The 25,686-nt window shown below is 38.3% G+C and carries 26 protein-coding genes; 20 read left to right on the top strand and 6 right to left on the bottom strand.

Annotated elements, in window-relative coordinates:
• Positions 1–3 precede the first annotated feature (3 nt).
• From IGL24_RS12530 to IGL24_RS12515, 4 genes are all read left to right on the top strand, one after another.
• Positions 4–546, top strand: a complete 543-nt coding sequence (locus IGL24_RS12530) for a type II TA system antitoxin MqsA family protein (RefSeq protein ID WP_207114710.1) — start codon at positions 4–6, stop codon at positions 544–546.
• 480 nt (positions 547–1,026) lie between these two features.
• Positions 1,027–2,433 (top strand): PTS sugar transporter subunit IIC, encoded by a 1,407-nt coding sequence (locus tag IGL24_RS12525; protein WP_206856890.1) that lies wholly within the window; start codon positions 1,027–1,029, stop codon positions 2,431–2,433.
• A gap of 72 nt (positions 2,434–2,505) precedes the next feature.
• Positions 2,506–2,778: a hypothetical protein gene (locus tag IGL24_RS12520; RefSeq protein WP_206856888.1), complete on the top strand. Its 273-nt coding sequence runs from the start codon at positions 2,506–2,508 to the stop codon at positions 2,776–2,778.
• A 16-nt stretch (positions 2,779–2,794) separates the two neighbouring features.
• Positions 2,795–3,715, top strand: coding sequence for a LacI family DNA-binding transcriptional regulator (locus IGL24_RS12515; RefSeq protein ID WP_207114709.1), 921 nt, complete (start codon positions 2,795–2,797; stop codon positions 3,713–3,715).
• A gap of 41 nt (positions 3,716–3,756) precedes the next feature.
• Here the strand turns inward: IGL24_RS12515 and IGL24_RS12510 are convergent, their stop codons facing one another.
• Positions 3,757–4,509 (bottom strand): MerR family transcriptional regulator, encoded by a 753-nt coding sequence (locus tag IGL24_RS12510; RefSeq protein ID WP_207699788.1) that lies wholly within the window; start codon positions 4,507–4,509, stop codon positions 3,757–3,759.
• Between the two features lie 184 nt (positions 4,510–4,693).
• On the opposite strand from IGL24_RS12510, the gene IGL24_RS12505 reads away from it, so the two are divergent.
• From IGL24_RS12505 to nadE, 3 genes are all read left to right on the top strand, one after another.
• A complete protein-coding gene (locus IGL24_RS12505; protein ID WP_206856885.1) occupies positions 4,694–5,053 on the top strand; it encodes a DUF1827 family protein in 360 nt (119 codons plus the stop codon).
• A gap of 264 nt (positions 5,054–5,317) precedes the next feature.
• The gene (locus IGL24_RS12500) at positions 5,318–6,790 is read left to right on the top strand and encodes a nicotinate phosphoribosyltransferase (RefSeq protein ID WP_206856884.1); all 1,473 of its coding nucleotides are present in this window, start codon (positions 5,318–5,320) and stop codon (positions 6,788–6,790) included.
• Between the two features lie 12 nt (positions 6,791–6,802).
• Entirely contained in the window at positions 6,803–7,630 is an 828-nt protein-coding gene (gene nadE, locus IGL24_RS12495) for an ammonia-dependent NAD(+) synthetase (protein WP_207699787.1), read from the top strand.
• A 227-nt stretch (positions 7,631–7,857) separates the two neighbouring features.
• Here nadE and IGL24_RS12490 read toward each other — a convergent pair whose 3' ends face one another.
• Complete coding sequence (locus IGL24_RS12490) at positions 7,858–8,748, bottom strand: ArsR/SmtB family transcription factor (RefSeq protein WP_019723205.1); 891 nt, start codon at positions 8,746–8,748, stop codon at positions 7,858–7,860.
• Positions 8,749–8,952: 204 nt separating this feature from the next.
• Between IGL24_RS12490 and IGL24_RS12485 the strand changes: the two genes are divergently transcribed.
• From IGL24_RS12485 to IGL24_RS12445, 9 genes are all read left to right on the top strand, one after another.
• A complete protein-coding gene (locus tag IGL24_RS12485) occupies positions 8,953–10,458 on the top strand; it encodes an alpha-N-arabinofuranosidase (RefSeq protein ID WP_429968461.1) in 1,506 nt (501 codons plus the stop codon).
• Between the two features lie 14 nt (positions 10,459–10,472).
• Positions 10,473–11,744 carry an ABC transporter substrate-binding protein gene (locus IGL24_RS12480; protein ID WP_207700205.1) on the top strand — a complete coding sequence of 424 codons (1,272 nt, stop codon included), beginning with the start codon at positions 10,473–10,475 and terminating at the stop codon, positions 11,742–11,744.
• Between the two features lie 902 nt (positions 11,745–12,646).
• Entirely contained in the window at positions 12,647–13,543 is an 897-nt protein-coding gene (locus IGL24_RS12475; RefSeq protein ID WP_206856873.1) for a carbohydrate ABC transporter permease, read from the top strand.
• A gap of 11 nt (positions 13,544–13,554) precedes the next feature.
• Positions 13,555–14,418: a carbohydrate ABC transporter permease gene (locus tag IGL24_RS12470; RefSeq protein WP_206856872.1), complete on the top strand. Its 864-nt coding sequence runs from the start codon at positions 13,555–13,557 to the stop codon at positions 14,416–14,418.
• A 4-nt stretch (positions 14,419–14,422) separates the two neighbouring features.
• The gene (locus tag IGL24_RS12465; RefSeq protein ID WP_207700206.1) at positions 14,423–14,998 is read left to right on the top strand and encodes a DUF624 domain-containing protein; all 576 of its coding nucleotides are present in this window, start codon (positions 14,423–14,425) and stop codon (positions 14,996–14,998) included.
• The gene (locus IGL24_RS12460) at positions 14,995–16,527 is read left to right on the top strand and encodes an alpha-N-arabinofuranosidase (RefSeq protein WP_207700207.1); all 1,533 of its coding nucleotides are present in this window, start codon (positions 14,995–14,997) and stop codon (positions 16,525–16,527) included. Before IGL24_RS12465 ends, IGL24_RS12460 begins: the two co-directional genes overlap by 4 nt.
• Positions 16,524–17,510, top strand: coding sequence for a glycoside hydrolase family 43 protein (locus tag IGL24_RS12455; RefSeq protein WP_207700208.1), 987 nt, complete (start codon positions 16,524–16,526; stop codon positions 17,508–17,510). The genes IGL24_RS12460 and IGL24_RS12455 overlap by 4 nt, the downstream gene beginning before the upstream one ends.
• Positions 17,511–17,757: 247 nt before the next feature.
• Complete coding sequence (locus IGL24_RS12450; RefSeq protein ID WP_207700209.1) at positions 17,758–19,614, top strand: LTA synthase family protein; 1,857 nt, start codon at positions 17,758–17,760, stop codon at positions 19,612–19,614.
• A gap of 95 nt (positions 19,615–19,709) precedes the next feature.
• Positions 19,710–20,141, top strand: a complete 432-nt coding sequence (locus IGL24_RS12445; protein WP_207114729.1) for a hypothetical protein — start codon at positions 19,710–19,712, stop codon at positions 20,139–20,141.
• Positions 20,142–20,198: 57 nt separating this feature from the next.
• Here IGL24_RS12445 and IGL24_RS12440 read toward each other — a convergent pair whose 3' ends face one another.
• Positions 20,199–21,356, bottom strand: a complete 1,158-nt coding sequence (locus tag IGL24_RS12440; protein ID WP_207114701.1) for an AI-2E family transporter — start codon at positions 21,354–21,356, stop codon at positions 20,199–20,201.
• Entirely contained in the window at positions 21,357–21,719 is a 363-nt protein-coding gene (locus tag IGL24_RS12435; protein WP_207700210.1) for a PTS glucitol/sorbitol transporter subunit IIA, read from the bottom strand.
• A gap of 137 nt (positions 21,720–21,856) precedes the next feature.
• On the opposite strand from IGL24_RS12435, the gene IGL24_RS12430 reads away from it, so the two are divergent.
• The 3 genes from IGL24_RS12430 (at position 21,857) to IGL24_RS12420 (ending at position 23,674) form a co-directional block, all read left to right on the top strand.
• On the top strand, positions 21,857–22,876 hold the full coding sequence (locus IGL24_RS12430; protein WP_207700211.1) for a lactonase family protein: 1,020 nt from the start codon (positions 21,857–21,859) through the stop codon (positions 22,874–22,876).
• Positions 22,877–22,887: 11 nt separating this feature from the next.
• Complete coding sequence (locus IGL24_RS12425; RefSeq protein WP_206856863.1) at positions 22,888–23,049, top strand: hypothetical protein; 162 nt, start codon at positions 22,888–22,890, stop codon at positions 23,047–23,049.
• A 331-nt stretch (positions 23,050–23,380) separates the two neighbouring features.
• A complete protein-coding gene (locus tag IGL24_RS12420) occupies positions 23,381–23,674 on the top strand; it encodes a bacteriocin immunity protein (protein ID WP_206856861.1) in 294 nt (97 codons plus the stop codon).
• A gap of 122 nt (positions 23,675–23,796) precedes the next feature.
• Here the strand turns inward: IGL24_RS12420 and IGL24_RS12415 are convergent, their stop codons facing one another.
• Positions 23,797–24,417 (bottom strand): NAD(P)H-dependent oxidoreductase, encoded by a 621-nt coding sequence (locus IGL24_RS12415; protein WP_207115151.1) that lies wholly within the window; start codon positions 24,415–24,417, stop codon positions 23,797–23,799.
• A gap of 116 nt (positions 24,418–24,533) precedes the next feature.
• Positions 24,534–24,842, bottom strand: coding sequence for a rhodanese-like domain-containing protein (locus tag IGL24_RS12410; RefSeq protein ID WP_207699999.1), 309 nt, complete (start codon positions 24,840–24,842; stop codon positions 24,534–24,536).
• Positions 24,843–25,036: 194 nt separating this feature from the next.
• On the opposite strand from IGL24_RS12410, the gene IGL24_RS12405 reads away from it, so the two are divergent.
• Positions 25,037–25,681 (top strand): TetR/AcrR family transcriptional regulator, encoded by a 645-nt coding sequence (locus IGL24_RS12405; RefSeq protein WP_206855232.1) that lies wholly within the window; start codon positions 25,037–25,039, stop codon positions 25,679–25,681.
• Positions 25,682–25,686: the final 5 nt, after the last annotated feature.

Raw genomic sequence — 25,686 nt, 5'->3', positions numbered from 1 at the left:
AAAGTGAATAATTATTTTTGTGAAGCGTGTGGTATTGATTCAAGTTTTACTAGGACGACGCTTGTAGAGTATACGACGGTAAAAGAATTAGATTTTAAAAATACACACACATATTATAAGTGTGATAAGTGCGGAGAAATGTTTGAACCATTTGATAATTATGATTTAAATTATTTATCTGATTATGAAAAATATAGTGAAATCAAAGGTTTATTGACTTATAAAGAAATAAAGGCAATTCGTAAAACTTATGGTCTTAGTCAAAGAGATCTCAGTAAACTTTTAGCAATTAGTCATGCAACTATTTCAAGACTAGAAAAAGGTGAAATTCTATCTGAGCAACAAGATGTATTATTCCGATTAGTCGCTGAACCTTATGCGTTTTATAAATCGATAGTTAGAACTAGAAAACATGTATTAAAAAAAGAAGTAGCTGAAAGGTTAGAAGAAAGATTAAAATATTTGATTGCCGATGACTATGTAAAACACAGAGAAGAAGCTGAAAAGTGGTATGAGCAAGTAAACGAAAAGAAAAAGATTATCTAAATTTTTCATTTGCAAGTTTCTACAGTGGATCTTGTGATATAGACGAGATGATTTATAATGATTCGCAAAAACTCTGTACAAGGATTTTTCCTCATTTGAATTTAAAATCGAGTCTGATTATCACTGGAGAAATAATCTTTAGATATAATAAGAAAAAAAGATTTATCTATTGTGTGAAAATAGATAGATCTTTTTTTGTGATTATTCGTTATAAAGTCACAAGCGATTGGTATTTTAAATGCGGGATAATTATCAGCTAATACAAATCTTTTAAGTAATAAATCGATAGAATGCCGCTTTAATTTGTCAGTTTTTTTGTCTATTTATTTCGCATATATTATCTATGCCAGAAAATTCATTTCTCATCACTTTTCTTTTGTTATTTCTCTAGCGAATTTCACAAAGTTATGCTATATTTGTAATATCATTATAATGTATGCGCATTCATATTGATAGAGATTGAATTATAGGAGGATTAAGATGAATAAATTAATGGAATGGATGGAGAGATATATCTTGCCAGTTGCCACGAAAATTGGTTCGGAAAAGCATCTAGTCGCTTTACGTGATGCGTTTATCGGAACCATGCCGGCAACGATGGCGGGAGCTATTGCTGTGTTACTGAATGCGTTTATGCGTGACTTTCCTAATACGTATTTAGGAGAAGGAAACGCCATTACGACTTTCTTTACACCGGTTATTGGCGTCAATGGTTTGATTTGGAATGGGACGCTAGCAATCATGGCTGTCGTATTCGCACTGTCTTTAGGTGCAAACTTAGCAAAAGCATATGAAGTGGACCCTGTATCAGGAAGTATCGTATCATTAGTTGCATTTATTATTGGATTACCTGATGCTGCCACAGCTGTTTTGACGTTACCAGAAAAATTGTCACAAGATGCGATGGACATGATCACTACAGCAGGTGGTGTGATTGCTGATGGTGCCGATGGTGGACAGACCCTTTCTATGGGCGCATGGGGTTATTTCAACTTTGGAAAATACATGGGCGGTTCTGGTCTATTTACAGCCATGATCTTTGGTTTTATTTCTGTCATCATTTTTGCGATATTGATGCGTAAAAAAATTATTATCAAAATGCCAGAATCAGTTCCACCGGCAGTTGCTCGAGCTTTTGCCGCAATTATTCCAGCAGTTGTTTCTTTATATGTTGTAGGTACAATCAATTATGTCTTTAGACAAACAGCAGGCGTACCATTGATCGACTGGATTTCTGAAGCGATTCAAAAACCTTTGATGAACTTGTCGCAAGGTTATGGGGCAGTCTTTATTATCGTATTATTGGTTCATGTTCTTTGGTTCTTTGGATTACATGGAACAAATATCATGTCGCCAGTGTTACAGACTCTTTATGGTACAGCGATGGTCGAAAATACCAACGCCTTTCAAAATAATGAACCGATCCCGTTCAAATGGGTAGCAGGTTCTTTTGAAGCATTTGTATGGCCTGGTGGTGCGGGTGTAACATTAGTACTGATTGTCATGATCTTATTTTTATCAAAACGAGCAGATTACAAAACGGTCGGTAAATTAGGGATTGCACCAGGTTTGTTCAATATCAATGAACCAGTAATGTTTGGGCTACCAGTCGTATTGAATCCGTTGTTGATGATTCCATTCATCTTGGCGCCGCTTGCAACTGCTACGATTGCTTACTTTGCGACAATGGCCGGTCTTGTTCGTCCGGTAGTAGTAAATGTGATTTGGGTCATGCCGACGATCATTAGTGGGTTTTTAGCAACAGCTGGTGATTGGCGCGCAATCGTCTTGACGATCGTCAATCTTTTAGTGGCTGCACTAATTTGGGCACCATTTATCTTGGCTGCTAACCGCTTAGATCCTAATCTAGGTGAACCAGAAGAATAAAAGAAGCAAACTCCTTGCTATGAGACGCGTTTCATACCGTATACTCAAAGCATAAATAAAGGAGGGCTTCTTATGAATACCTATATCAAAACAACACAAGGCTTAAAGAATCAATGTTTCTACGCATTTGTCGAGTTTAAAGATTCCATGCTCGTGTTATCTAGTTTTCAAGGTCTTAATCGATCAGTAATCAGAAAAATCAATTTAGCAGATATTTCTGGCTTGACCAAGGATGATTATTGGGGCGGTCAACGAATCAGTTTTTACGATCAAGGAACGTTGTATCAATTTTTCGAATGTGGGCCAGCTGTGGTAGACTATCTACAAGAAAATCTTTTTGTATAGGTGGCGAACAGCAGTCATGGCAAACATCCGCGATATAGCCAAAAGAACAGGCTATTCTGTTTCAACGGTCTCTCGTGTAATCAATCAACATCCGTATGTTGATGAGACAAAGCGAGCAGAGATCTTGAAAGTGATCAAAGAATTAAATTATGTACCGAATGCGAATGCCAGACAACTAAGTTCTGGAAAAACAAAAAATATCGGTGTCATTTTACCATACACCAATCACCCATACTTTGATCAGCTATTAAGTGGAATCATTGAAGTCGCTTTTGGCGAAGGGTATAAAGTGACGTTATTACCAACAAACTATCAAATAAAACGTGAGCAACAATATTTGGAAGAGTTTGCGGCAAAAGCATTTGACGGATTGATCATCACATCAAGAGCGAATCCTTTAGAATTGTTGCTTGATTATCAACAATACGGTCCTATCGTCTTTTGTGAAAAGATCGAAGGGTTAGAGGCTATGAGTGTCTATATTGATCGAAAACAATCAATTACTGATGGGTTAACCTTTTTAAAAACTCAAGGAGTCAAACGCTTAGGTGTTACTTTGGGAAGAACCGGACGATTAAGTTATAATTCGAAAATCACGTTGAAACTATGTAAAGAGATTTTTCCTGATTTTAACGAGACGGATGTTTACTGGCAGTGCATCGATACCGAACAAGGAAAACAGGCAGGAAAATTTTTTGAAGAACGAGGAATCGATGGTATTTTTACGAATTCAGATACGGTAGCGGCTGGGATTCTCCAAAGTTATCAAAATAAAAAAATTCCCATAGTTGGTCGGGAAAATATGCTGATCAGTGAACTGTTGAATTTTTCGACGATCGACCATCATTTGAAACAATGTGGTGAAACCGCTTTTCGTTTGTTTTTGAATGGCACAATTAAACAGGTGAAAATTCCGTATACTTTTATTCAACGTTAGTAAAAAAAGACAAATCTCAAAAAAGATTTGTCTTTTTTCTTTTACGCATTTGCTTGGATGATTTCATTCAATGCTTCCGCTGCGCCTTTGCCACTGCGAGAATCATAGTATTCAGTGAATCGTTCATCAGAGATATAAAGTATACCTAATCCTTTATGCGCTTCTGCTTGATAGGTTGGCCAACTAAACAATAACCATTTTTTATGTGCGTCAAAAATTTCTTTAGCGAGTGCCTGATTAGATTTATCAGACAGGTAAGTTGTTAAATCACTTAGTAATCGTTGTTCCACTGCTTGCATCTCTTGATACACTTCTTGCGACATGTTTTGCCATTGTTCGTTTGCTTTATCGATGGTTCCTTCTCCGTACTTCTCGCGGATTTCTTCACCATAATTTGTTTCGTTTTCTGTTAGTTTTTGTTTTTTAAAGCCTTCAAATTTTTCTTGATCAGTCATTTTTTTTCCTCCATCGTATTGTGCTAATGTTTGTTGGACCGTTGCCAGGAGAGTATCGATTTCTGCTCGTTTTTCCAATAGCTTTCTCTGATGATCGATGAGTGCACGTTGATGATCGAACGTAGGATCATCTAACAATTCTCGAATTTGATTCAATGGAAAATCTAAGGAGCGATAAAATAAAATTTGTTGCAGGCGGTCGATTTCATTAGAACCATAGATGCGGTAACCTGCTGAGTTGATTCGTTTTGGTTTGAGGAGATCGATTTCATCATAAAAACGAAGTGTCCGACTGCTCACTCCTGAAAGCTGCGCCATTTTTTTGATTGTGTATTCCATTGCTTTCCCTCCTGACAAAACTAGCATAATCCTTGACGTAACGAGAAGGTCAAGAAAAAAATCGTCTTTTTTATCTGCTTGATTATATGTTATACTATTATCAAAAGAGAGGGAAATGGAATTGTTTTTTTAACCATTTATGAAAGCGATTCATTTTAAGCTAAAAAGAGAGAAGAGGATCACTATGAAATTGATTGAAACGCCGATAACAAGCAACTTGAATATCAAAACCTTTTATCCTAAAATCGTTGATTTCTTTTTTAGAAATTCTGCCATTCGATTTTATAAACTGTTTTCTCTTGATCGTACGCAAATTTTGTTGATTGATACGTTCGATCAAGTCCAATTAGTAATGATCAATACGAAAAAGAAAATTTCTAAACAAGAGATTGATTATGCAATCAAAAAAGTACTGAAAACAGAACGAGAATCTGTCAATATCCATGTAGGTGTCAAGCAAGAATTAGAACAAGCAGGGGTGAAGTTCAAGCGACCGAATAAGGACATCGTCATTGTAGAACAAGCGATTGCTGCGATCGCCTAGCAAAATAAATATGGCTAAGCTACTAGATAACCCCAAAAATGAATACAATAAAAAGTAAAGCGCTGAGATCCCAAGATAGTAGAATCTTTTGGGATTTTGGCTTTTTTTTAAATTTATCTTTTTACTCAGGTCAAAGCGCTTTTCTCACAACCTTCTGTCTTATTTCTTTACTTTATACAAAATAAAACAAGATTTCTTTTACCAGGGTATTTTTTTGTTATAATAGATAAGAAATGAAAATTGGCTTAGAGGAGCAATAAAAAGATGACGACAACTTACTCAGATGACAGTTTGACGCTACATACTGATCTTTACCAGATCAACATGATGCAGACATACTGGGAACTAGATAGAGCAGATAAACATGCAGTATTTGAATGTTACTTCCGCGAAATGCCATTCAATCATGGTTACGCTGTTTTTGCAGGGCTAGAACGGTTAGTAGATTACTTGGAAAATTTGACATTTACTGATACAGATATTGCGTATCTTCGTGAGATGGATGTATATCCAGAAGGCTTTTTGACATATTTACGTGAATTCAAATTCAAAGCGACTGTTCGTTCAGCTCGTGAAGGCGAGCTCGTTTTTGCGAATGAACCGTTGATCCAAGTAGAAGGTCCATTAGCCCATTGTCAATTAGTGGAAACAGCATTATTGAATATGGTAAACTTTCAAACGTTGATTGCAACGAAAGCAGCTCGTATCAAATCAGTGATCGGTGATGATCCATTATTAGAGTTTGGTACACGCCGTGCGCAAGAATTGGATGCTGCGGTTTGGGGTACTCGGGCAGCTTACATTGGTGGTGCTGATGCGACGAGTAATGTTCGGGCAGGAAAAATTTTCGGGATTCCGGCAAGCGGTACTCACGCTCATTCTCTTGTTCAAAGTTATGGGAATGACTATGAAGCATTTATGGCGTATGCAAAGACGCATAAAGATTGTGTTTTTCTAGTGGATACCTACGATACCTTGAAATCGGGCGTTCCTAGTGCGATCCGTGTGGCGAAAGAACTTGGTGACAAAATCAACTTCCAAGGAGTGCGTATCGATAGTGGGGACATGGCGTATATCTCAAAAAGAGTCAGAGAACAACTAGATGCTGCTGGTTTTACAGAAGCGAAAATCTATGCCTCAAATGACTTAGATGAAGCGACTATTCTAAACTTGAAAATGCAAAAAGCAAAAATCGATGTTTGGGGCGTTGGGACGAAGCTGATTACAGCTTATGACCAACCTGCATTAGGTGCAGTCTTCAAGCTAGTATCGATTGAAAATGAAGAAGGCGAAATGATCGATACGATCAAATTATCCAGCAATGCAGAAAAAGTAACCACACCCGGTAAGAAACAAGTATGGCGTATCACTCGTAATTTTGATGGAAAATCAGAAGGTGATTATGTGACATTATGGGATGAAGATCCTCGTCAAGAAGAAGAGATTTTCATGTTCCATCCCACACATACATTTATCAATAAAACTGTTCGTGACTTTACTGCTCGGCCAATTTTACAAGATATTTTTGTGGAAGGAAAGAGAGTCTATGACTTACCGACTTTAGCAGAAATCAAAGAGTATACTAGAGGAAACCTAGATTCTCTTTGGGAAGAATACAAACGTGATTTGAATCCACAAAAATATCCAGTGGATTTATCAACAGATTGCTGGAATCATAAGATGGCAATCATGGAACGAATGAAAAAAAGCGTCACACAATTAACTAGTGAACTATAGGAGGAAGAGAAGATGAATCATTTACAACAAGCAATCATTGAAGAACTAGGCGTGAAATCGGTCATCGATCCTCAAAATGAAATTCGTGTCAGTATCGATTTTATGAAAGAATATTTGAAGAAAAATCCCTTCTTAAATACGTTAGTATTAGGGATCAGTGGCGGACAAGACTCTACTTTAGCTGGACGTTTAGCGCAATTGGCGATGGAAGAAATGCGAGAAGAAACGAAAGATGACAGTTACCAATTCATCGCTGTACGGTTGCCATATGGCGAACAGGCGGATGAAGAAGATGCGAAAGCTGCGTTAGAATTTATCCAACCAGACGTCCAATTACGTGTAAATATCAAACCTGCAGTTGATGCACAAACACAAGCATTGACTGAAGCAGGTGTGGAAATCAGTGATTTCAATAAAGGAAACATCAAAGCACGTCAACGTATGATCACCCAATATGCGGTTGCTGGACAACGTGCAGGGGCTGTGATCGGTACCGACCATGCAGCTGAAAACATTACTGGGTTCTTTACAAAATATGGGGATGGCGGAGCAGATATCCTTCCGTTGTTCCGTTTGAATAAACGCCAAGGCAAAGCGCTATTGAAAGTCTTGAATGCACCAGAACATTTATACACAAAAATCCCAACGGCTGACCTAGAAGACGGCAAGCCAATGGTTGCGGATGAAGTCGCATTAGGCGTCACTTATGATGAAATCGACGACTATTTGGAAGGAAAAGAAATTCCAACAGATGCGCAACAAAAGATCGAACAATGGTGGAATAAAACACAACATAAACGTCATTTACCAATTTCGATCTTTGATGATTTTTGGAAATAAATGAAGTGAAAAAAAATCAAATAAACCGTGAATCCTTTGTTGAATAAGGGAATCACGGTTTCTTTTTGTTTTTGAAATTGATTAGGTTAAAACGCTTTTCTCACAACCTAGATAAACGGTGTTCAAAAAGCTGACCTTCAACATTAAGATGAAAAATCAAAAAATATGGAAAGCTATTTTCTGATTTTCCATCTTACTGCTCAGGTCAAAACGCTTTTTTCACAACCTCAACTATAATACACCTTCATCTTTATATCTTGGTCGTAGTTGCCGAAGCCTTTGCCAAATAAGGTGCAGCCGCCGACGTTTTTTGCGTCTTCTTTGACTTCGATGCGGAAAGTCCAGACATCTTCGTTTCTTGGGATGTCATTGATTGTGATTTCAGATAAAGGTTCACCGTTGATATTGGTCAAATGTTTGGTGATGCGGATCGTTTTCAACAATCCATACTGATTTAAGTTATCTGGATACCAGTCAGGTGTGTGTTTTCCGCGAATGTCTGCGAAATCTCCCGGACTTGTCCAGTTACCTAGTTCCACACCGTTTAAGCTAAATGTGATATCAGATGGCCAATTGTCATTGGAAAATGGAAATTCAGAAGAAAGTTCAACAGATAATTCTAACATTTCCAAAGTATCTTCTTCGTTCAAAAAATTCGGAGTTTGATATTCTACGAACCCGCTTGTAAACCATAAGATCCGTGCATCCATTCGACGGGGATCGGCAAAGTAACGTGGTTCATCGACTTTGCCAATAAAATCATGGATCGTTGCCAGACCGCATGTCGGCTCGATTGAATAGCGAGTGTAATGACCAATAGGGATCGATGTTTCTTTTGTGTCAAACGCATTGAAGATTTTTTCTGGAAACGTGATGTTGATTTTATCGACACGTAAGCTGGAGATTTTTTTTTGGCCGATTTTCTCAGATTTGATGATGTTCGCTTCCTCAAGTTTTTTTACATGCATCGTCGTAATGGCACTACTGATTCCGAGTGCTTGAGCGAGCTCTTTGATATTCATTTTATTCTTTGAAAGCAGCTGGATGATTTTTATCCTTGTTTTACTAGCTAATGCTTCATAGACCGGTAACGATTCTTCGTTGATTTGTAGTTGCATGGTTTACACCTCGTACTTAGGTTTTTTATTTAGTTTTATATTAACATAAATATTAATTTGTAGCAGTTAAATATAATATAGATATTTATAATTAATAAATATATTAATTATTATACAATAATAATTTTGTATTTAACAATATTATTATTGACAACGCTTTCAAAGAAAGATATGATTCACTTATGAATTAAAGGAGGGGAATACATGGATGCTGTAATGTCAGTTAGTCGTGGGCAAAAGATAGGGGAAATCGATCGTCGTTTGTATGGCTCGTTTATTGAACATATGGGACGTGCAGTATATGGGGGGATCTATCAACCGGATCATCCTACTGCAAATGATCAAGGATTTCGCCAAGATGTCATGGAGCTAGTCAAAGAATTATCTGTACCACTGATTCGTTACCCGGGTGGGAATTTTGTTTCTGGCTTCAATTGGGAAGACAGTGTGGGACCTGTAGAGGGGCGACCGAAAAGATTAGACCTTGCATGGCGTTCCTTAGAAACGAACCAAGTCGGTGTACATGAATTTGCTGCATGGTGTCAAGAAGTGGGTGCAGAGATCAATATGGCGGTCAATCTTGGGACTCGTGGTTTAGATGCGGCAAGAAATCTAGTCGAATATTGCAATTATCCCGGTGGTACTTATTGGAGTGAGAAAAGAAAAACGAATGGACAAATCGAACCGTTTGCGATCAAGACTTGGTGTTTAGGAAATGAAATGGATGGGCCTTGGCAAATCGGTCATAAGACAGCAAAAGAGTATGGAAGGTTGGCAGAAGAAACGGCGAAAGCCATGAAACTTGTTGATGAGTCGATTGAAGTGGTTTTATGTGGCAGTTCCAATAGTCAAATGCCGACATTTGGCGAGTGGGAATTAACAGTCCTTGATCAAGCCTATGACCAAATCGATTATCTGTCATTGCATCAATATTATGGCAACCCTACGGATGATCTTGGAAACTACTTAGCTCGTTCACTGGATATGGATCAATTTATCTCAGGTGTTGTCGCGATGTGTGATGCGATAAAAGCGAAAAAACACAGCAAGAAACAAATCAATCTATCCTTTGATGAATGGAATATTTGGTACCATTCTGCGGAACATGATTTAACAGTCAAGCCATGGCAAGTTGCTCCGCCATTGTTAGAAGACCACTATAATTTTGAAGATGCCTTGGTGTTAGGCTGCTTGTTGATCACCTTATTGAAGCATGCCGATCGGGTGAAAATTGCTTGCCTGGCACAGCTTGTCAACGTGATTGCACCTATCATGACAGAAGAAGATGGTGAAACTTGGCGACAAACGATCTATTATCCATTTATGCAAGTTGCTACATTAGGGCAAGGCGTGGCTTTACGACCTGAAATCACTGTAGATACGTATGCGACAAGTGAATTTGACGCAGTCCCATATTTAGAAAACATTGCGGTGATCAATGAGGAAAAAAATGAGTTGGTGATCTTTGCGGTGAATCGTGGAGAAGAGGAGATGCACTTGGATCTACATCTTCCTGACTTAAAGATTGCGGAAGTTATCGACTTTTCAGAGATGAGTGGGCACGAGATCAAAGCGGTCAATCAAGCTGGAAATGAGCAAATCAAACCAGTATCCTCTCAGGCGTATGAACGAAAAGAAAATCAGCTTCACTGTTTATTGAAACCGTTATCATGGAATGTGATCCGAACAAGCTTGACCCCGAAAAATTAAGGAGGAAATTCAACATGCGAGGAAAAAAATTCATTATTGGTTCATTATTGTTAGCTGCGACTGGAATATTAGGTGCTTGTGGTGGCGGTGCTTCATCTCAAAGTAACGAAGAAGGAGATGTCACCTTGACTTTTTGGAATGGATTTACTGCTTCTGATGGGGAGATCTTGCAAGAGATCGTTAACGATTTTAATGAAAGTAATGACAAAAATATCAAGATCGAGATGGACGTGATGACTTGGGCGAACTTGAATGAAAAATTGCCAACGGCTATTTCTTCAAGAAAAGCGCCAGATTTTGTCGCACTGAATTACGCTGATTTTGCGCAATACGTTGAAAATGGTGCGGTGCAACCTATTGATGATTTCTGGGAATATGAAGGGGTGGATAAAGGAGACTTTCAAGACACCGCCATTGATCTAGGGACGGTCGATGAGCAACAATACTTCATCCCGATGCAGGTACAAGGGATGTACATGTATTGGAACAAAGAGCTATTTAAACAAGCAGGTATGGATGAAACGACACCACCAACGACTTGGACAGAATTGACAGAAATGGCACCACAACTAACAGATAGTAGTAAAAATGTTTCAGGTTTTGTTTTCAACAAAGATGGTACTGCTCCTCTTTACAACTGGATGTTGGCAAATGGAGGAAAACTTGTCAGCGATGATTATACAAGATCTGAGTTTGCTTCACCAGAAAACTTAGAAACATTAAAAGCAATCCAAAAAATGATCCACGTTGATAAAGCAGGGCCAGAATCGATTTCAGGAGCAGAAATGGATAATTTGATGAATGCTGGGCAGTTGTCGATCATCATCAATGGACCGTGGTTGAATAATGGTTTGAAAGCCAACGAGATCGATTATGGAGTGACGAACTTGCCACAAGCTAGTGCTGACGGTGAGAAAACCGCGATTTTAGATGGTGTGGGTTATGCAATTCCAGCAAGTACAGATAGCAATAAAAAAGAGGCGATTTACGAATTCCTAAAATATTGGAATACAAGCGAAATCGGTAAAAAGTGGAGCATTGAAAATGGCTTCCCTGCATATCTATCCTCTGTTGCAGAAGATGAAGAAGTGAAGAATGATCCTATCGTTTCGGAACTATCGAAACAAATGGAATATGCTGAACCTTTCCTCCCAGGATTCACGAAGATTGCAGCGATCAATAATGATATCATCAATCCGTTGATCGAAAAATTATTGGCGGGTGAAGATCCAGAGAAATTGATGAATGATGCAGATGATAAGATCAATGACTTATTGAAAGAATGATCGAGGAACAACTTCCCATGGCATCGAATCGACGAAGAGAACAGAAATGACCTCGTAGTAAATAAGGCGGAAGAGATTAAAATGGAAAGCAGTTTTTATCGCTTTCGCCTTGTTTCATATAGAACACATTTCCTATGTTTTTTTCTGGGTTTTATAGCTAGAGATGTTTATTTAGGAAATCATTCAAATAAAAAAGAGGGGCTACAATAGCTAATTTAAATCTATAAATACCTATAAAATTAGTGGGTAATCTTTTAAATATGCGTATTTTAGTTTTGAGAGGAAAAAGTAGCACTCGATTTTGTTGAAGAATTTCCAATGAAAATGAATATACCAATTTACGAATTTCTTTCGCTGGTAAACTATCCTAATATCAAAGCTAGAGCAGTTCTATCGAATGGCAGCATCTACAAAAGCATTGACTAAATAGAAACAAATAAGCAAATTGAGCGCTTTTGCGTGGTTACAACGCAAAACTTCTCAAAAATACAAGATGAATAAGGAGGGAAACCGATTTGTCAAACTTGTAACATCTATAAATTAAAAAAATCGACAGATACATCGAAAACTAGCAAATCTTCGTCAGAACCACAGCCAGCCATCAACGACAAAAATCGTGAAAACCAAACGATCAAAAATCGTTGTAGAAACATTGGATGACAATACCAGTCTGAACTTAGCGAGTTATCGTGCTTGATCTACATGTTTTTAATCAAATTAAAATCGTAGAATGATAGGATTCGTTGTATCCGAATTGACGCCTGTGGAGTGTTAAATCAAACGAGAGTAGCGAGAACATGGCAAAATCGGACACAGAGAAACAGGAAATAAACATTGATCTGACAACTTTTATAGTTGGTTAGAAATATTTATAGATTTTTGGCAACGGGGAATAGACGAAAATGAAAGCATTATCCAGATATTGGAACCGACCGGATCGAGCGGCGTATTTGTTTTTAGTGCCATCCTTTTTGATTCTACTGTTATTCACAGTAGTACCGCTGATTGGTACATTCGCAATCAGTTTTACTGATTTGAACATCTTTTTTACTTCCAGAGAGTTTGTAGGCATGAGTAATTTTTTACGGATCTTTGAGGATGAACGTGCAGTCAATTCACTTTTGCATACATTGTATTTTACCTTACTTGAAACTCCTACACAGATTATCGTTGGCTTATTAGCAGCGGTTATTTTGTCGAAAAATACCCGTTTCAATCGTTTTTGTCGGTCAACATTTTATATTCCTGTGATTTGCTCGCTCACTTCTATTGCGATCATCTTTTCGATGTTGCTTGATCCAAACGTTGGAGCGATTCCTTATCTCTTTTCACAAGTAGGTTTGCCGATTCCGCAATTTTTCCGTGACCCAACCTTAGCGATGCCAACGGTGGCGCTTATGACAGTTTGGAAAAATTTCGGGGTCACCATGACGATCTTGATTACTGCAATTCAAGGGATTTCACCTTCGCTTTACGAATCGGCTCAAATGGATGGCGCAACGAATCGTCAACAATTCTTTAATATCACATTACCGCAGATCGTTCCATCCCTTGGTTTTTGTATATTGACTAATCTGATTGGTTCCATGCAAGTATTTGACCAAGTCTATGTGGCGACGAACGGTGGTCCACAGTTCAAAACGGAAACAGCTGTCCAATATATTTATAGTCGAGGTTTTACTGCACCGTATGAATTGGGCTATGCGTCCGCATTATCTTCCGTATTGTTTGTCATCGTTGCGGCGATCGCCATTTCGACAAACTTGTACATGGGCAGAAAAGAAAAACAAATGAAATAGGGGGAAACAAGATGCTTTCGGAAAGTTATACAGCAGTTGAAGCGAATCGACGGAAAAAGTTCGATGGGAAGAAATGGCTACGTGTCGTGGGAATGTTGCTTGTATTGTTGATTATTGCATTTCCTTTTTTATGGTTGATCATTTCCTCGTTCAAGTATGAAAAAGACATCATTTCATTTCCCCCGAGAATTTTTGCAGATGAATATACGTTTGACAATTATATCAAGGTCTGGACGACGATTCCGTTATTGGACTATATCAAAAACACTGTAATTTTTGCAGGTGGGACAGTGATCACTTCTGTGTTCTTTGATTCTCTCGCAGGATATGCGTTTGCACGAATGCGTTTCAAAGGGAAATCGGTGTTGTTTTACTTTGTTTTGTTAACGATGATGATCCCTTTTCAAGTCTTCATGATCCCACTGTTTATCCAAGCGAATTTTCTAGGCATGTTAGACACGTATGCCGGATTGATCATTCCTCGCATGACTACTGCTTTTGGGATATTTATGATGCGGTCGTTCTTTGTGACCTTACCTGATTCATTGGAAGAGGCCGCACGTATCGATGGTTTGAGTGAGTTCAAGATTTTCTTGAAAATCATGTTGCCGTTGAGTAAGCCGACACTGTTGTCATTGGCGATTTTCACGCTGATGAACAGTTGGAATGACTTACTTTACCCATTGATCTTGACAACAAGTTCGAGAATGCGGACGTTGCCTGCGGGATTGGCGTTATTCACAGGACAAAACATCTCGTTTTATGGACCAGTAATGGCTGGAACAGTGATTTCGATGTTACCGTTATTGATTATTTATGTTTTTGCTCAAAAATACTTTGTACAAGGAACTGCTATGTCTGGCATGAAAGAGTGAGAAAATGAAATTAGTCGAAACAAAGTGGTATGGTCAATTGATCCAAATTTCCGATCATATCTTATTAGGTATTTTGTGGGTAGTCGTTTCTTTACCTTTGGTCACAGTGGTATCTGCTACTACAGGAGTGTTTACGACGTTGAATAAATGGAAATATGGGGAATCCGGTCATGTTTGCTATTCGTTTTTACAAGGTTTCAAAAGAAAGTTTATTCTCCAATCATTGATGAGCGCTTTAACGATCCTCATTTTTTTCTCGATCAATCGTATGTTCCAAGAATCTGATGTGCTTTTAGTGATTAGTGGTTACTTGGCAACGATGGTCTTTACGATGTTCTTGCTTTCATGGAGCTATCGTCTGGCAAAAGATGAAACGATTTCTTTGAAGCAGCTCTTTCAGGAAAGTACGTTATGGGTATTGCTCAACTTTTTGAGAAATCTGCTTTGTTGTGGGGTGTTGTTGGTTTTTATGGTACTTGTTTTTATGTTTCCCCCGATTATTTTTGTGTTAGCCGGTGGGGTTTGGTGGTTGATCGATCAGTTGATGGGGAGTAGGAAGAGAAAAGGAGTGTGGCAATGAAAAAAGTAGAGATAGACGTGCGGAAAGGTTTCTCTAAAGGGACGATCAGTCCAAGACTTTTCGGCTCATTTGTCGAACACATGGGAAGTGTGGTCTATAACGGGATCTATGAACCAGATCATCCAACCGCTGATGCGAATGGATTTAGACAGGATGTGCTTTCTTATGTGAAAGAGCTGTCTTTAGGTGTGATCCGTTATCCTGGAGGAAATTTCACGTCAGGCTATGATTGGCAAGATACGATCGGACCAATCAGTGATCGTCCAAAAAAAATCGATCTTGCATGGCAAGGGATCGAACCGAATACATTCGGGCTACATGAATTTTTCCAATGGTTAGACATGGTAGAAGCGGAGCCGATCATGACAGTGAATCTAGGGACAAAAGGGATCGATGATGCGCGTAATCTAGTAGAGTATTGTAATTTTCCTGAAGGTACCTCGTGGAGTGAGTTACGGCAAAAAAATGGGCAGCAGAAGCCTTTTGATGTGAAGCTTTGGTGTTTAGGGAATGAACTAGACGGGCCGTGGCAAATTGGCGCAAAAAGTGCATATGAGTATGGTCGCTTAGCTAATGAAGCTGCCAAAGCGATGAAATTAGTGGATGAATCCATCGAAACGATCCTAGTGGGCAGTTCAACACCGCGTTTAGCCTCTTATCCTGAATGGGACCGAATTGCTTTAGAAGAAGCCTATGAAAATGTGGACTATATTGCTTTACACAATTACATCGATAAATATGATGAAGACGATTTGACGAAGCCACCGAAAAACGAACGAGCGGATACGAAGATATACTTAGCGAAAGCCGAGCGATTTGACCGACAGATTGAAGAAATCATTGCGACGTGTGATTACGTCAAAGGCTATTTGCGTAGCGATAAGACAATGTACTTAGCTTTTGATGAATGGAATGTCCATAGCCAACCAGACCAAGTCCATCAAAAATTTCAAGTCGGCTCACCGATCGATTGGTGCCATTTCACAATGGAAGATACCTTATTATTTGGAACGTTGGGCCTTGCGATTTTGCGACATGCTGACCGTGTGAAAATTGCTTGTCAATCCCTCCTAGTCAATACGATCCCGCTTATTCTAACGGAAAAAAATGGCAGTGCCTGGGTGAATCCAACGTACTACGTAATGCAGCACTTGGCAAACTATGCGAAAGGGCAAGTATTAGACCAACAGATGGTTTGTCCTACTTATGAGTGTGTGGATGGGCAAGTGGTTTCGATCATTGACAGCGTAGTGGTCGAAAACGATCATGAAATCGTATTGTTTCTAGTGAATCGCACAGAAGAGGAAGTAACGATCACGACAACGCATGATTTTGATCTGGAAACTAAGGCGGTCCAACTCGTCTTAAAGAGTAATGATCTGCTTGATAAAAATACGAAAGAAGCACCGGATACGATTCAACCATTGCAACAAGAAATCGCTGTAAACGAAATGAACAAGATCCACGTAGTGCTTGAAGCATATTCTTGGAATGTCATCAGACTAATAAAATGCGAGGGACCTTTATGAAAAAAACAATGTATATGAATCCAATCGTTCTTGAAAGAGCTGATCCTTGGATTTACAAGCATACGGACGGATACTATTATTTTACGGGTTCTTTACCTGGTTACCAGTCGATTGAAGTGAGACGTGCGAAAACGATCGATGGCTTGAAAGAAGCAGAAACGTTACTGGTTTGGCATGCGCCGGAAACTGGACCGATGAGCCAGTTGATCTGGGCTCCGGAGATCCATTATATCCAAGAAAAATGGTACATCTATTTTGCAGCGAGTGATCATGCAGAGATACGTGACCGAGAGCATCACCATCGAATGTTCGTCCTTGAGAACTCTTCAATTGACCCTATGAATACCGATTGGGAAGTGAAAGGACAAATCATTACTGCCGCAGACACATTTAGTTTAGACGGGACGACTTTTACACATCAAGGGAAGTTGTATTATGTGTGGGCGCAATTAGATCCTCGGATTCCTGGGAACTCCAACCTCTACTTATCAGAAATGGCGAATCCTTGGACGTTGACTGGCAAACAATTGCTGTTAGCGATCCCAGAATTTCCTTGGGAGAAACGAGGATTCTCAGTTAATGAAGGCCCCGCCGTATTGATTCGTAATGGGAAGATATTCATCACTTACTCAGGTAGTGCCACAGATGAAAATTATGCGATGGGGCTATTATGGGCAGAGGCGTCAACTGATTTATTAGACGGTTATTCGTGGCATAAACATTCTGAACCGGTCTTTGTTTCTTCTGAGGAAAATAAACAATTTGGACCAGGACATAACTCCTTTACTCTCTCAGAAGATGGTCAGGAAGATGTATTAGTTTATCACGCACGACCAGAAAAAAATGAAGGAATCGATCCACTGAATAATCCGAATCGCCATGCCAACGCACAAGTATTTTCATGGGATACAGAAGGATTCCCGGTTTTTGGTGAACCAGTAGCATATGCGGCAGATGTGCGCGCGTCATTTCAAGCAAAGTGACAGAAGAGATCAACTTCGAGAAATAAGCGGTAATAGCCGAATTTGTTCTTCAAATTTTGGACTATTACCGCTTATTCTTTGTGTTGGAAGAAGCCGAAGACAGCGTTCGATTTTTTTTGTTTTCTATTTATTTTTTTATAAAATTGATAGTAAAAATTGTTTGTTTTTTGAACTTTACTTTCATTTGAGGAGCGACTAGAATAAAATAGGCGTTAAAGTAGTTTAGAAAAAGTGAAGGAGCGCTCTCTTGAAAAGATATTTAGATAAGCTTTCAACCAAACAACAAAATATTCTACGAATCACTACTCTTGGGGTAGTAACAGTCTTAGTGATCCTTTTAAGTAATTTATATTTGCAATGGTGCCAGAATAATCTTTCTGTTGATCTAGCCTTGAAATTTTCTTTTTCTTGGCACACAGAAAAATTCTTACTTGCTTGTTTCGTGTTACTCACGGTCTTTTTATTTATGGTCGCTTTTGCAGGTTCTTATATTTTCGGTCTGCTTTTTTATCTCGTAAGTATCGGTATTTTAGGTTTTGCGAATTACTTGAAAATGAGCTATCGTCAAGAACCGATCTATCCAGATGACCTCAAGATGATCACAGAGTTCAATTTATTAAAAGACATGACAGGAACACCGATTTTTATCGGGTTGATGCTAGTAGCGGCACTCGCCTTTGGTGGTGTAGTTTGGGCAATTGTCCGTAGTTTCAAAAAAGACCGGACATTCCAAATCTACCGTGTGTTAACTTTAGTCATGACAGTCGCAATGATGGGCTATTTCAGTAATTTCAATAATCCAAATAATTTGTTGCGTAAAGCCTACAATCAAACGGCGTTATGGATTCCATACAGTCAGAAAATGAATTATTATAATACAGGATTTATTGGTGGCTTTTTGTATAATCTAAGAGTCGAGCCAATGGAAAGACCTGAAGGCTATTCAAAAGAAAAAATCAAAGAGATCACTGAGAAATATCAAGCAAAAGCAGATGAAAAAAATCAAACGGCAAGCGATGAGCAGCCAAATATTATTTATGTGATGAGCGAAAGCTTTTCAGATCCAAGTCATCTAAATGGTGTAACAGTGACAGGTGATCCGTTAGCTGACTATCGTGAAGTGGCGAATCAAACCTATAGTGGCCGGATGCTTTCTCAAAATTATGGTGGTGGAACAGCGAATATTGAGTTCGAAGCGTTGACGGGTCTATCAATGGCATTATTCAATGGTCAAATGACCACGCCTTATACGATGCTCGTTCCAAAGCTTGATCAATTACCATCGCTTGTGTCGACACTCAATGCACAGAACTATCAAACAACGGCGATCCATCCGTACAATACATCTATGTATAAGCGTGAAGATGTCTATCAGACATTAGGTTTTGATTCATTTATCAGTGAGAGGAATATGACTTATACGGATACCATTGATAATAATCCTTATATTTCCGATGAATCTGCCTATAAAGAAATCTTGGATTTATTGAAAGATGAAGAAACACCGCAATTTATCCATCTAGTCACGATGCAGACGCATATGCCTTATGCAGGCAAGTATTCGCAACTAGATTTTTCTGCTACGACAGAAGATAATAATGGAACGGATACCCTCAATAATTATTTGCAAGATATTGCTTATAGTAGTGAAGCGTTGAAAGCATTCACTGAAGCGCTGAAAGATACTTCAAGGAGAACATTGGTCGTGTTTTGGGGCGATCACTTACCTGGGATCTATTCAGATGAGATCAAAAATAAAAATGAGAAGCAGGCGTTACATCAAACAGAGTTTTTAATGTTTGATACAGCTAGCAAGTTAGAGAAACGAGATACAAATGATGCAGTCACTAGTCCATTTTATTTTGCAGCAAGTCTACTAGAACAAACGAATCTAAAGACCACTGGATTTTATCAATTATTACTTGAAATGGAGTCAGCCATCCCAGCATTTGAACGCGAACTGTATTTTCAAAATGGCCAGTGGGGAAAAGAAGCTCAGCTGAATCGGGCACAAGAGGAAGTCTACGAGGCGTATCGCTTGATCCAGTATGATCTAGTTTCAGGGGAACAATATAGTTTGGATACAGGTTTTTATGAGAAATAAACGATAAAAATAACATTTTATTTATAGAATGACTTGTTTTCTACTAGAAAAAGCAGGTAAAATAGAGAAAGAAAATGAAGAAAGTAGGAGAACCTATGTTACCGAATCTCGGTTATTATGTGCAGACTGTCGATAAAATCGTCAAAGAAACAGAAGCAATCGGCGAAACGATGCACCCTAAATACGAAAAAATCAGAGAAGCAATCGATCAAAACAAAACAGCTGATCTCACGCGAGAAGAGTTAGTTGAGACTGTCGATTTATTTGAAAAAGGCACTGAAAAATATCGCACGATGCTGAAGAAAATCAGTACATTGCGTCCGCCAGCAAAAGTGATGGGTATCCATAAGAACTTTGAAAAAGCGTACAAAAATTATGTAGCTGGTTGTGAAGAGATGACTCAAAGTATCGAACCGGAAAAAGGCATCGATACAGCACAATTTGATGCGTCAGAAGCAAAACAAGACCAAGCAACAGATGATATTTCAGCAGCTATCCAAAAAATGACTAATCTATTAATGAAATAATCAAAAATCCGAGACGACTGAAAATAGGTTTCCTATTCTCAAACGTCTCGGATTTATTTATTCTTGATGTTTTTCTTCGTAAAGAGAAGAAATCGTGGTGTACCACTCAAAGATGTGAGAAATCAATACTTTCGCTGCGGCATAGACAGGAATCCCTAAAATCACCCCGATCACACCAAATAATTTTCCAGATGTCAATAAGACAAGTAAAATCGTCACTGGATGGATCGACAGCTGATTCCCTAGTACAAGCGGCGAAATCAAACGGCCCTCAATCGTTTGTTCTAATGCAAAAACGATCAGTACTTTGACTAACATGACTGGACCTGCGACAATCGCTAAAAAGACAGCAGGTATCATGGCTAGGAATGAACCGAGATAAGGAATCAAATTCAAGAAACCAGCAATGATCCCTAAGGTAACAGCATATTCTAAGCCGATGATCGCAAATCCGATCATAAACATGATTGCAACCGCAAAAGCGACAGTCAGCTGTCCTCGAATGTAAGAAGAAACCTGATCATTCATCTCACCTAATACTTTCAAAGTTGGTACTCTCATCCGAGTAGGCAAGAATTTCACCAAGTAAGGCGCTAATTGTTTCCCATCTTTCAACAGATAAAACAAAATAAACGGCATCGTCAAGACAGCAACGACGATCGTTGCTACTGCACCAACAAAGCTACCTAAGCTTTGGACAGTCGTTTTCGATAGATTCTGTAAAATATCTCCGGCAGAATTCATAAACTGATCGCCAGTTTTTTCGAGTTGTTCTCGAAATTGATTGAATAGTGGGTCACGTAAGATCTCTGTTAACTTGTCATCGATCGTTTCAACATATTGTGGGAAATTGCTAACAAAGCTGACGGTCTGTTCCTGGATTTTAGGAATGATCACGACACTTCCCCATACGATCAAAGCGACTACGAGTATAAATAGTCCGATGATGCTATAAAGTCTGGGGATCTTTTTCTTTTCCAAATAATCGACCACAGGATTCATCAGGTAATATAGGATACCCGCTAAAATGATCGGTAAACCTACAATTGCTAGAAACTGCCAAATTGGTTCGAAAAGATAAGAAACTTTAGTGAATAGGAAAACAATCAGTAGGACTAAAAGAACAACTAATAAAGCTGTGACTACTTGATTGTTTAAGAACCAACGCCAAAACCAAGAGGCAGGTTTGATTTTTCTCTTTTTGTCCTCTGCCATTTATTTCACCTGCTTATAATTGATTATTGTGCCAACATTGATTTCTGGCAATTGATACGGGGACAGGTAGATCCCATTGACGATTTTGTCCCCTTTTGGCGGTTCTTCAAAAACCAAAGTCACGTGGCCAACCGTTGTTAGATTTTCATTGGCTAACGGACCAACATGTTCGATCGTATATTCCTGATGATCAAAAGAAATCCAATCATTTGTTTCAAGAGAAAAATTCTCTTTTGTGCTAAATTCTTGAATGATCGTATAGTCACGCAGCGCAGAGGTTGCTGACTGATCAAATAAAATCAGCATCGATTCTTCTGGGTTGATTGCTGATGTCCCTATTTCTGTTATTGTTGCTTGAGTCATTTCATTTCTCTCCTTTACTCCTACAAAAATCAATGATTCTATCGCTACAAAAACAGTATAACATATTCTCTTTGATTACCGTCATGAATGGATGTATGATAGAATAAATTAGAATTCTTATTTTGAGGAGGATCAAAATGTTAAAAAAAATCATTCTAGGAACATACACAAGACGAAAAAGTGAAGGCATTTATCAAATCGAATTAGATACAGATAAAGGAACTTTAGAAAATCTAACATTAGTGACAAAAGAAAATAGCCCCACTTATGTAGCAAAAAGCGAGGCAGGAAATCTTTACACGGTAACAAGTGTCGATGGCTTAGGTGGCGTAGGTGCGTATGATCATTCGTACAATTTTTTGAATGCGGTAACAGAAGCCGGTGCCCCATTGTGTTACGTGACAGTTGATGAAAAACGTCAACTTGTTTATGGCGCAAATTACCATAAAGGAGAAGTCAATGTTTATCGTATCTCTGAAGACGGTAGTTTAGAGGCGACAGATGCAGTCTTTCATCAAGAACCAACTGGCCCACACAAAAACCAAGATCATGCACATGTCCATTACACAGATTTAACACCTGATCAACGATTGGCAGTGTGTGATCTAGGAACGGACCGCGTATACACGTATGATGTAGATGAACATGGCAAATTGACTATGAAAGCAGTTTTAGAAGTAGAGCCGGGAACAGGGCCACGTCATTTAGTTTTCCATCCGAATAATCAATTCGCCTATTTATTTGGTGAGTTAGATAGTACAGTCCGCGTACTTTCATACGATGAAGAAACTGGCGAATTCAAAGAGGTACAAAAAATCAGTACATTACCTGAAGGATTCACCGATGAAAACGGTGGTGCTGCCATCCGTATTTCCAAAGATGGACGCTATGTCTACGCATCAAATCGTGGACATAATTCAATTGCCGTATTCGCTGTGAATGAAGATGGCTCACAGTTAGAAAACGTACAAACAATCTCAACTGAAGGGGATTTCCCAAGAGATTTTGCATTAGATCCAGCGAATGACTACGTGGTATGTGCGAATCAGAATACAGACAATCTTACTTTGTACAAACGTGATGCTGAGAATGGAAAATTAACATTGATCCAAAAAGACATTTATGCACCAGAGTGTGTCTGCGTTTATTTTGATTAAGGAGTATTGACATGAATAAAGAAGAAGTATTAGACCGATTACGTGAAGAATTAGAGATTCCATTTTTTCAAGGAAAAATAGAAGACAAAGAGTATAGCGAAGAAGAATATCAAAAAATCAAAAATGATTTGATCAAGTATTTTGATGACTATGTTCGCAATGTTGAGAATTAAAGCGACAAATATCGTTTAAAAGAAAGTGATTTTTTCTTATCTTGAACTAACTTGACCCTATAGTATAAAAATGGAGGACATATGAAAGAGTGGAAAATGATTTTTTGCGCTTTTCTTTTAACATTGCTCTTAAACTTTGGGCTAGCTTATTTGTTGGATAGACCATTCAAATGGTGGCTCACTTTAGGTATGTTCATAGGTTTCTCCATTGCCTATTTACTTGGTTCAAGAAGGAATAGCAAAAAGAATTAGTTCTGTTAGAAACACTTTATTTTAAGTATCAAAAATCACGATATTCTTCCTTGAAAAGCTAGATAAGGAGCATAAGTAAATGAGTAATCTAAGCTGGTTTTCTGGTGGAGACGATCGACGCAAAAAAGCAGAAGCGTTAATAACGGAATTAATCGATGACTTAGAGGTAAATTCGGAAAGCCAATCGCTTAGAGTGGTACTAAAATCCAATCTAAGAAATCTACAAAATGAAGGAGCTTCAGCGCCATTACTACTAAGCCGTATGAATGTAGAAATAGCGAATGCAATAAAAAAAGATGGCGTCTCGTTAGATGAAGCTTATTCCAAAAAACTGCAGGAACTGATATCTCTATCAAATATTAGATATGGTTAATCGTTTTTTAGATCAATCAACTCTGTCTAACCAATAAAAAAGACTTCATGAACATTCGCAATGAATGTTCATGAAGTCTTTTTTTCTCCACAAGTTCAAGAGAAACAGTTAATCGATCGTGACTAGAAGTCTTTACCGAATGCGGTTGCTTTATCTAATGCAGCTTGCATCAATTCTTCTGCACGATCCGGTGTATAGTCGATACCTTCGATAAATAATTGGTCGACTTGTTCGATGCCGACAAAATTCAAGATTGCTTTAACATATTGAGAAGCAAAGTCTTGTCCATTGTAGACGCCGCCATTTGATTGGATGTGTAATGCTTTCTTTCCAGTAACTAGGCCAACAGGACCGTTTTCTGTATACTTGAAAGTTTTACCAGCAACATTGACCGTATCAAACCAAGCTTTTAATTTTGTAGGAATATTCAAATTCCATAAAGCGTTGGCAATAACGATTTTATCTGCTGCTAGGAATTGCTCTGTCAATTCGTTGAAACGAGCAATTTTTTGTTGTTGGTTTTCAGATAGACTAGAGAAATCTGCACCTGCACGAAGCGCTTCCCATCCAGAAAGCAATTCTTCATCAATTTCTGGGATATCATCACGATAAAGGTCTAAAACAGTTACCTCGTCGCTTGGATGTTTTTCTTTGTAGCTAGTTAAAAAACTAGTTAATGCGTTAACTGAACGTGATTCTTGTGCAGTTAATGGATGTCCTTTGATTACTAATACTGATGCCATAATCTCTCTCCTTTAGTCGTAATTGTTAACTTTACCGCTAACAATACCAGTTTACTTTAAACAGAAAAGGCTATCAAGTATTTTTACTGATAAAAAGTAAGTTATTTTTTTGAATATCAAAAGGAGCTAGTTAGTTCGCGGTTTTCAAACAACTTCATGTTGTCGATAACATACGTCGCTTGAAACCCATTTTTTGATAGATAAGCAGCAATTTGTTGTGCCGTATCATTCGATGCCCCAACGATATAATAATTTTTTTTTACATCCAGATTATTTAATTGTGCGGATAAACTGGTAACAGGAATGGATATGGAATGGCTTAAGTGTTTTTTTATATACTCGTTTGTCTTGCGGATATCTAAAATCATGACATCTTTTTTCTGATAGACAAAATAGAGTTCATGGACGGTTATTGATTTGATCATGGCGTTCATCCTTTTTTTATAATGATCCTATTTTAGATGCAGAGAATAGGAGAAACAAATCTTTTTACTCAACTTATTCTTTTTTTAATAAATATGAAAAAAAGTTGTAAATGACTTGCAAAACAATCGGATGGTGTTATAATGACAAGGTGTCATATGACAGTGTGTCATTTTTATGTGGGGAGGAATCAACGATGCCGACACAGACTTTTTTTCATCTACCAGAAGAAAAACAGCAAAGATTATTAGAAGCTGCCAGGGTTGAATTTTCAAGAGTACCATTGAATGAAGCTTCGATTGCTCAGATCGTGAAACTTGCTGGGATCTCTCGTGGTAGTTTTTATCAATATTTCGAGGATAAAGAAGATCTCTATTATTATTATTTTGAAACTGTACGTAGTGACAGTACAAAAAATATGATCCAATTGATCAAAGAGTCAAAAGGAGATTTATTTATCGGTTTTGAGCGGTATTTTGGAAAAATGATCCGAGATATTCTAGAAGGTGAAAATGCCGCGTTCTATAAACATCTGTTTATGCATATGGATTATCGGGCTTCACGAAAAGTCGTGCCGCATCCACAAGGACATCGGCCATCACCGCATAAAAATCATCAAAAAACGTCTAAAGAGTTGATTGGTTTGATTGATCGTTCCAAGCTTAGAGTAAAAGACGATCACGAAATGGAATTATTGTTTCAATTAGTCATGAGTACAGTATTTACAACGATTGCCCATGCCTATAAATCACTTTCAACTTCTGAGGAGTATTCTGTTGAACAAGCCATTGCAGAATTCAATCTAAAACTGTCATGGATAAAAAATGGCGCTGATAAATAGAAAGA

Source organism: Enterococcus sp. DIV2371 (genome assembly GCF_050498525.1).
In the GTDB taxonomy this organism is placed as follows: domain Bacteria; phylum Bacillota; class Bacilli; order Lactobacillales; family Enterococcaceae; genus Enterococcus_B; species Enterococcus_B mangumiae.
The sequence above is the reverse complement of the archived record's forward strand: the minus strand, read 5'-3'. Positions and strand labels throughout refer to the sequence as shown.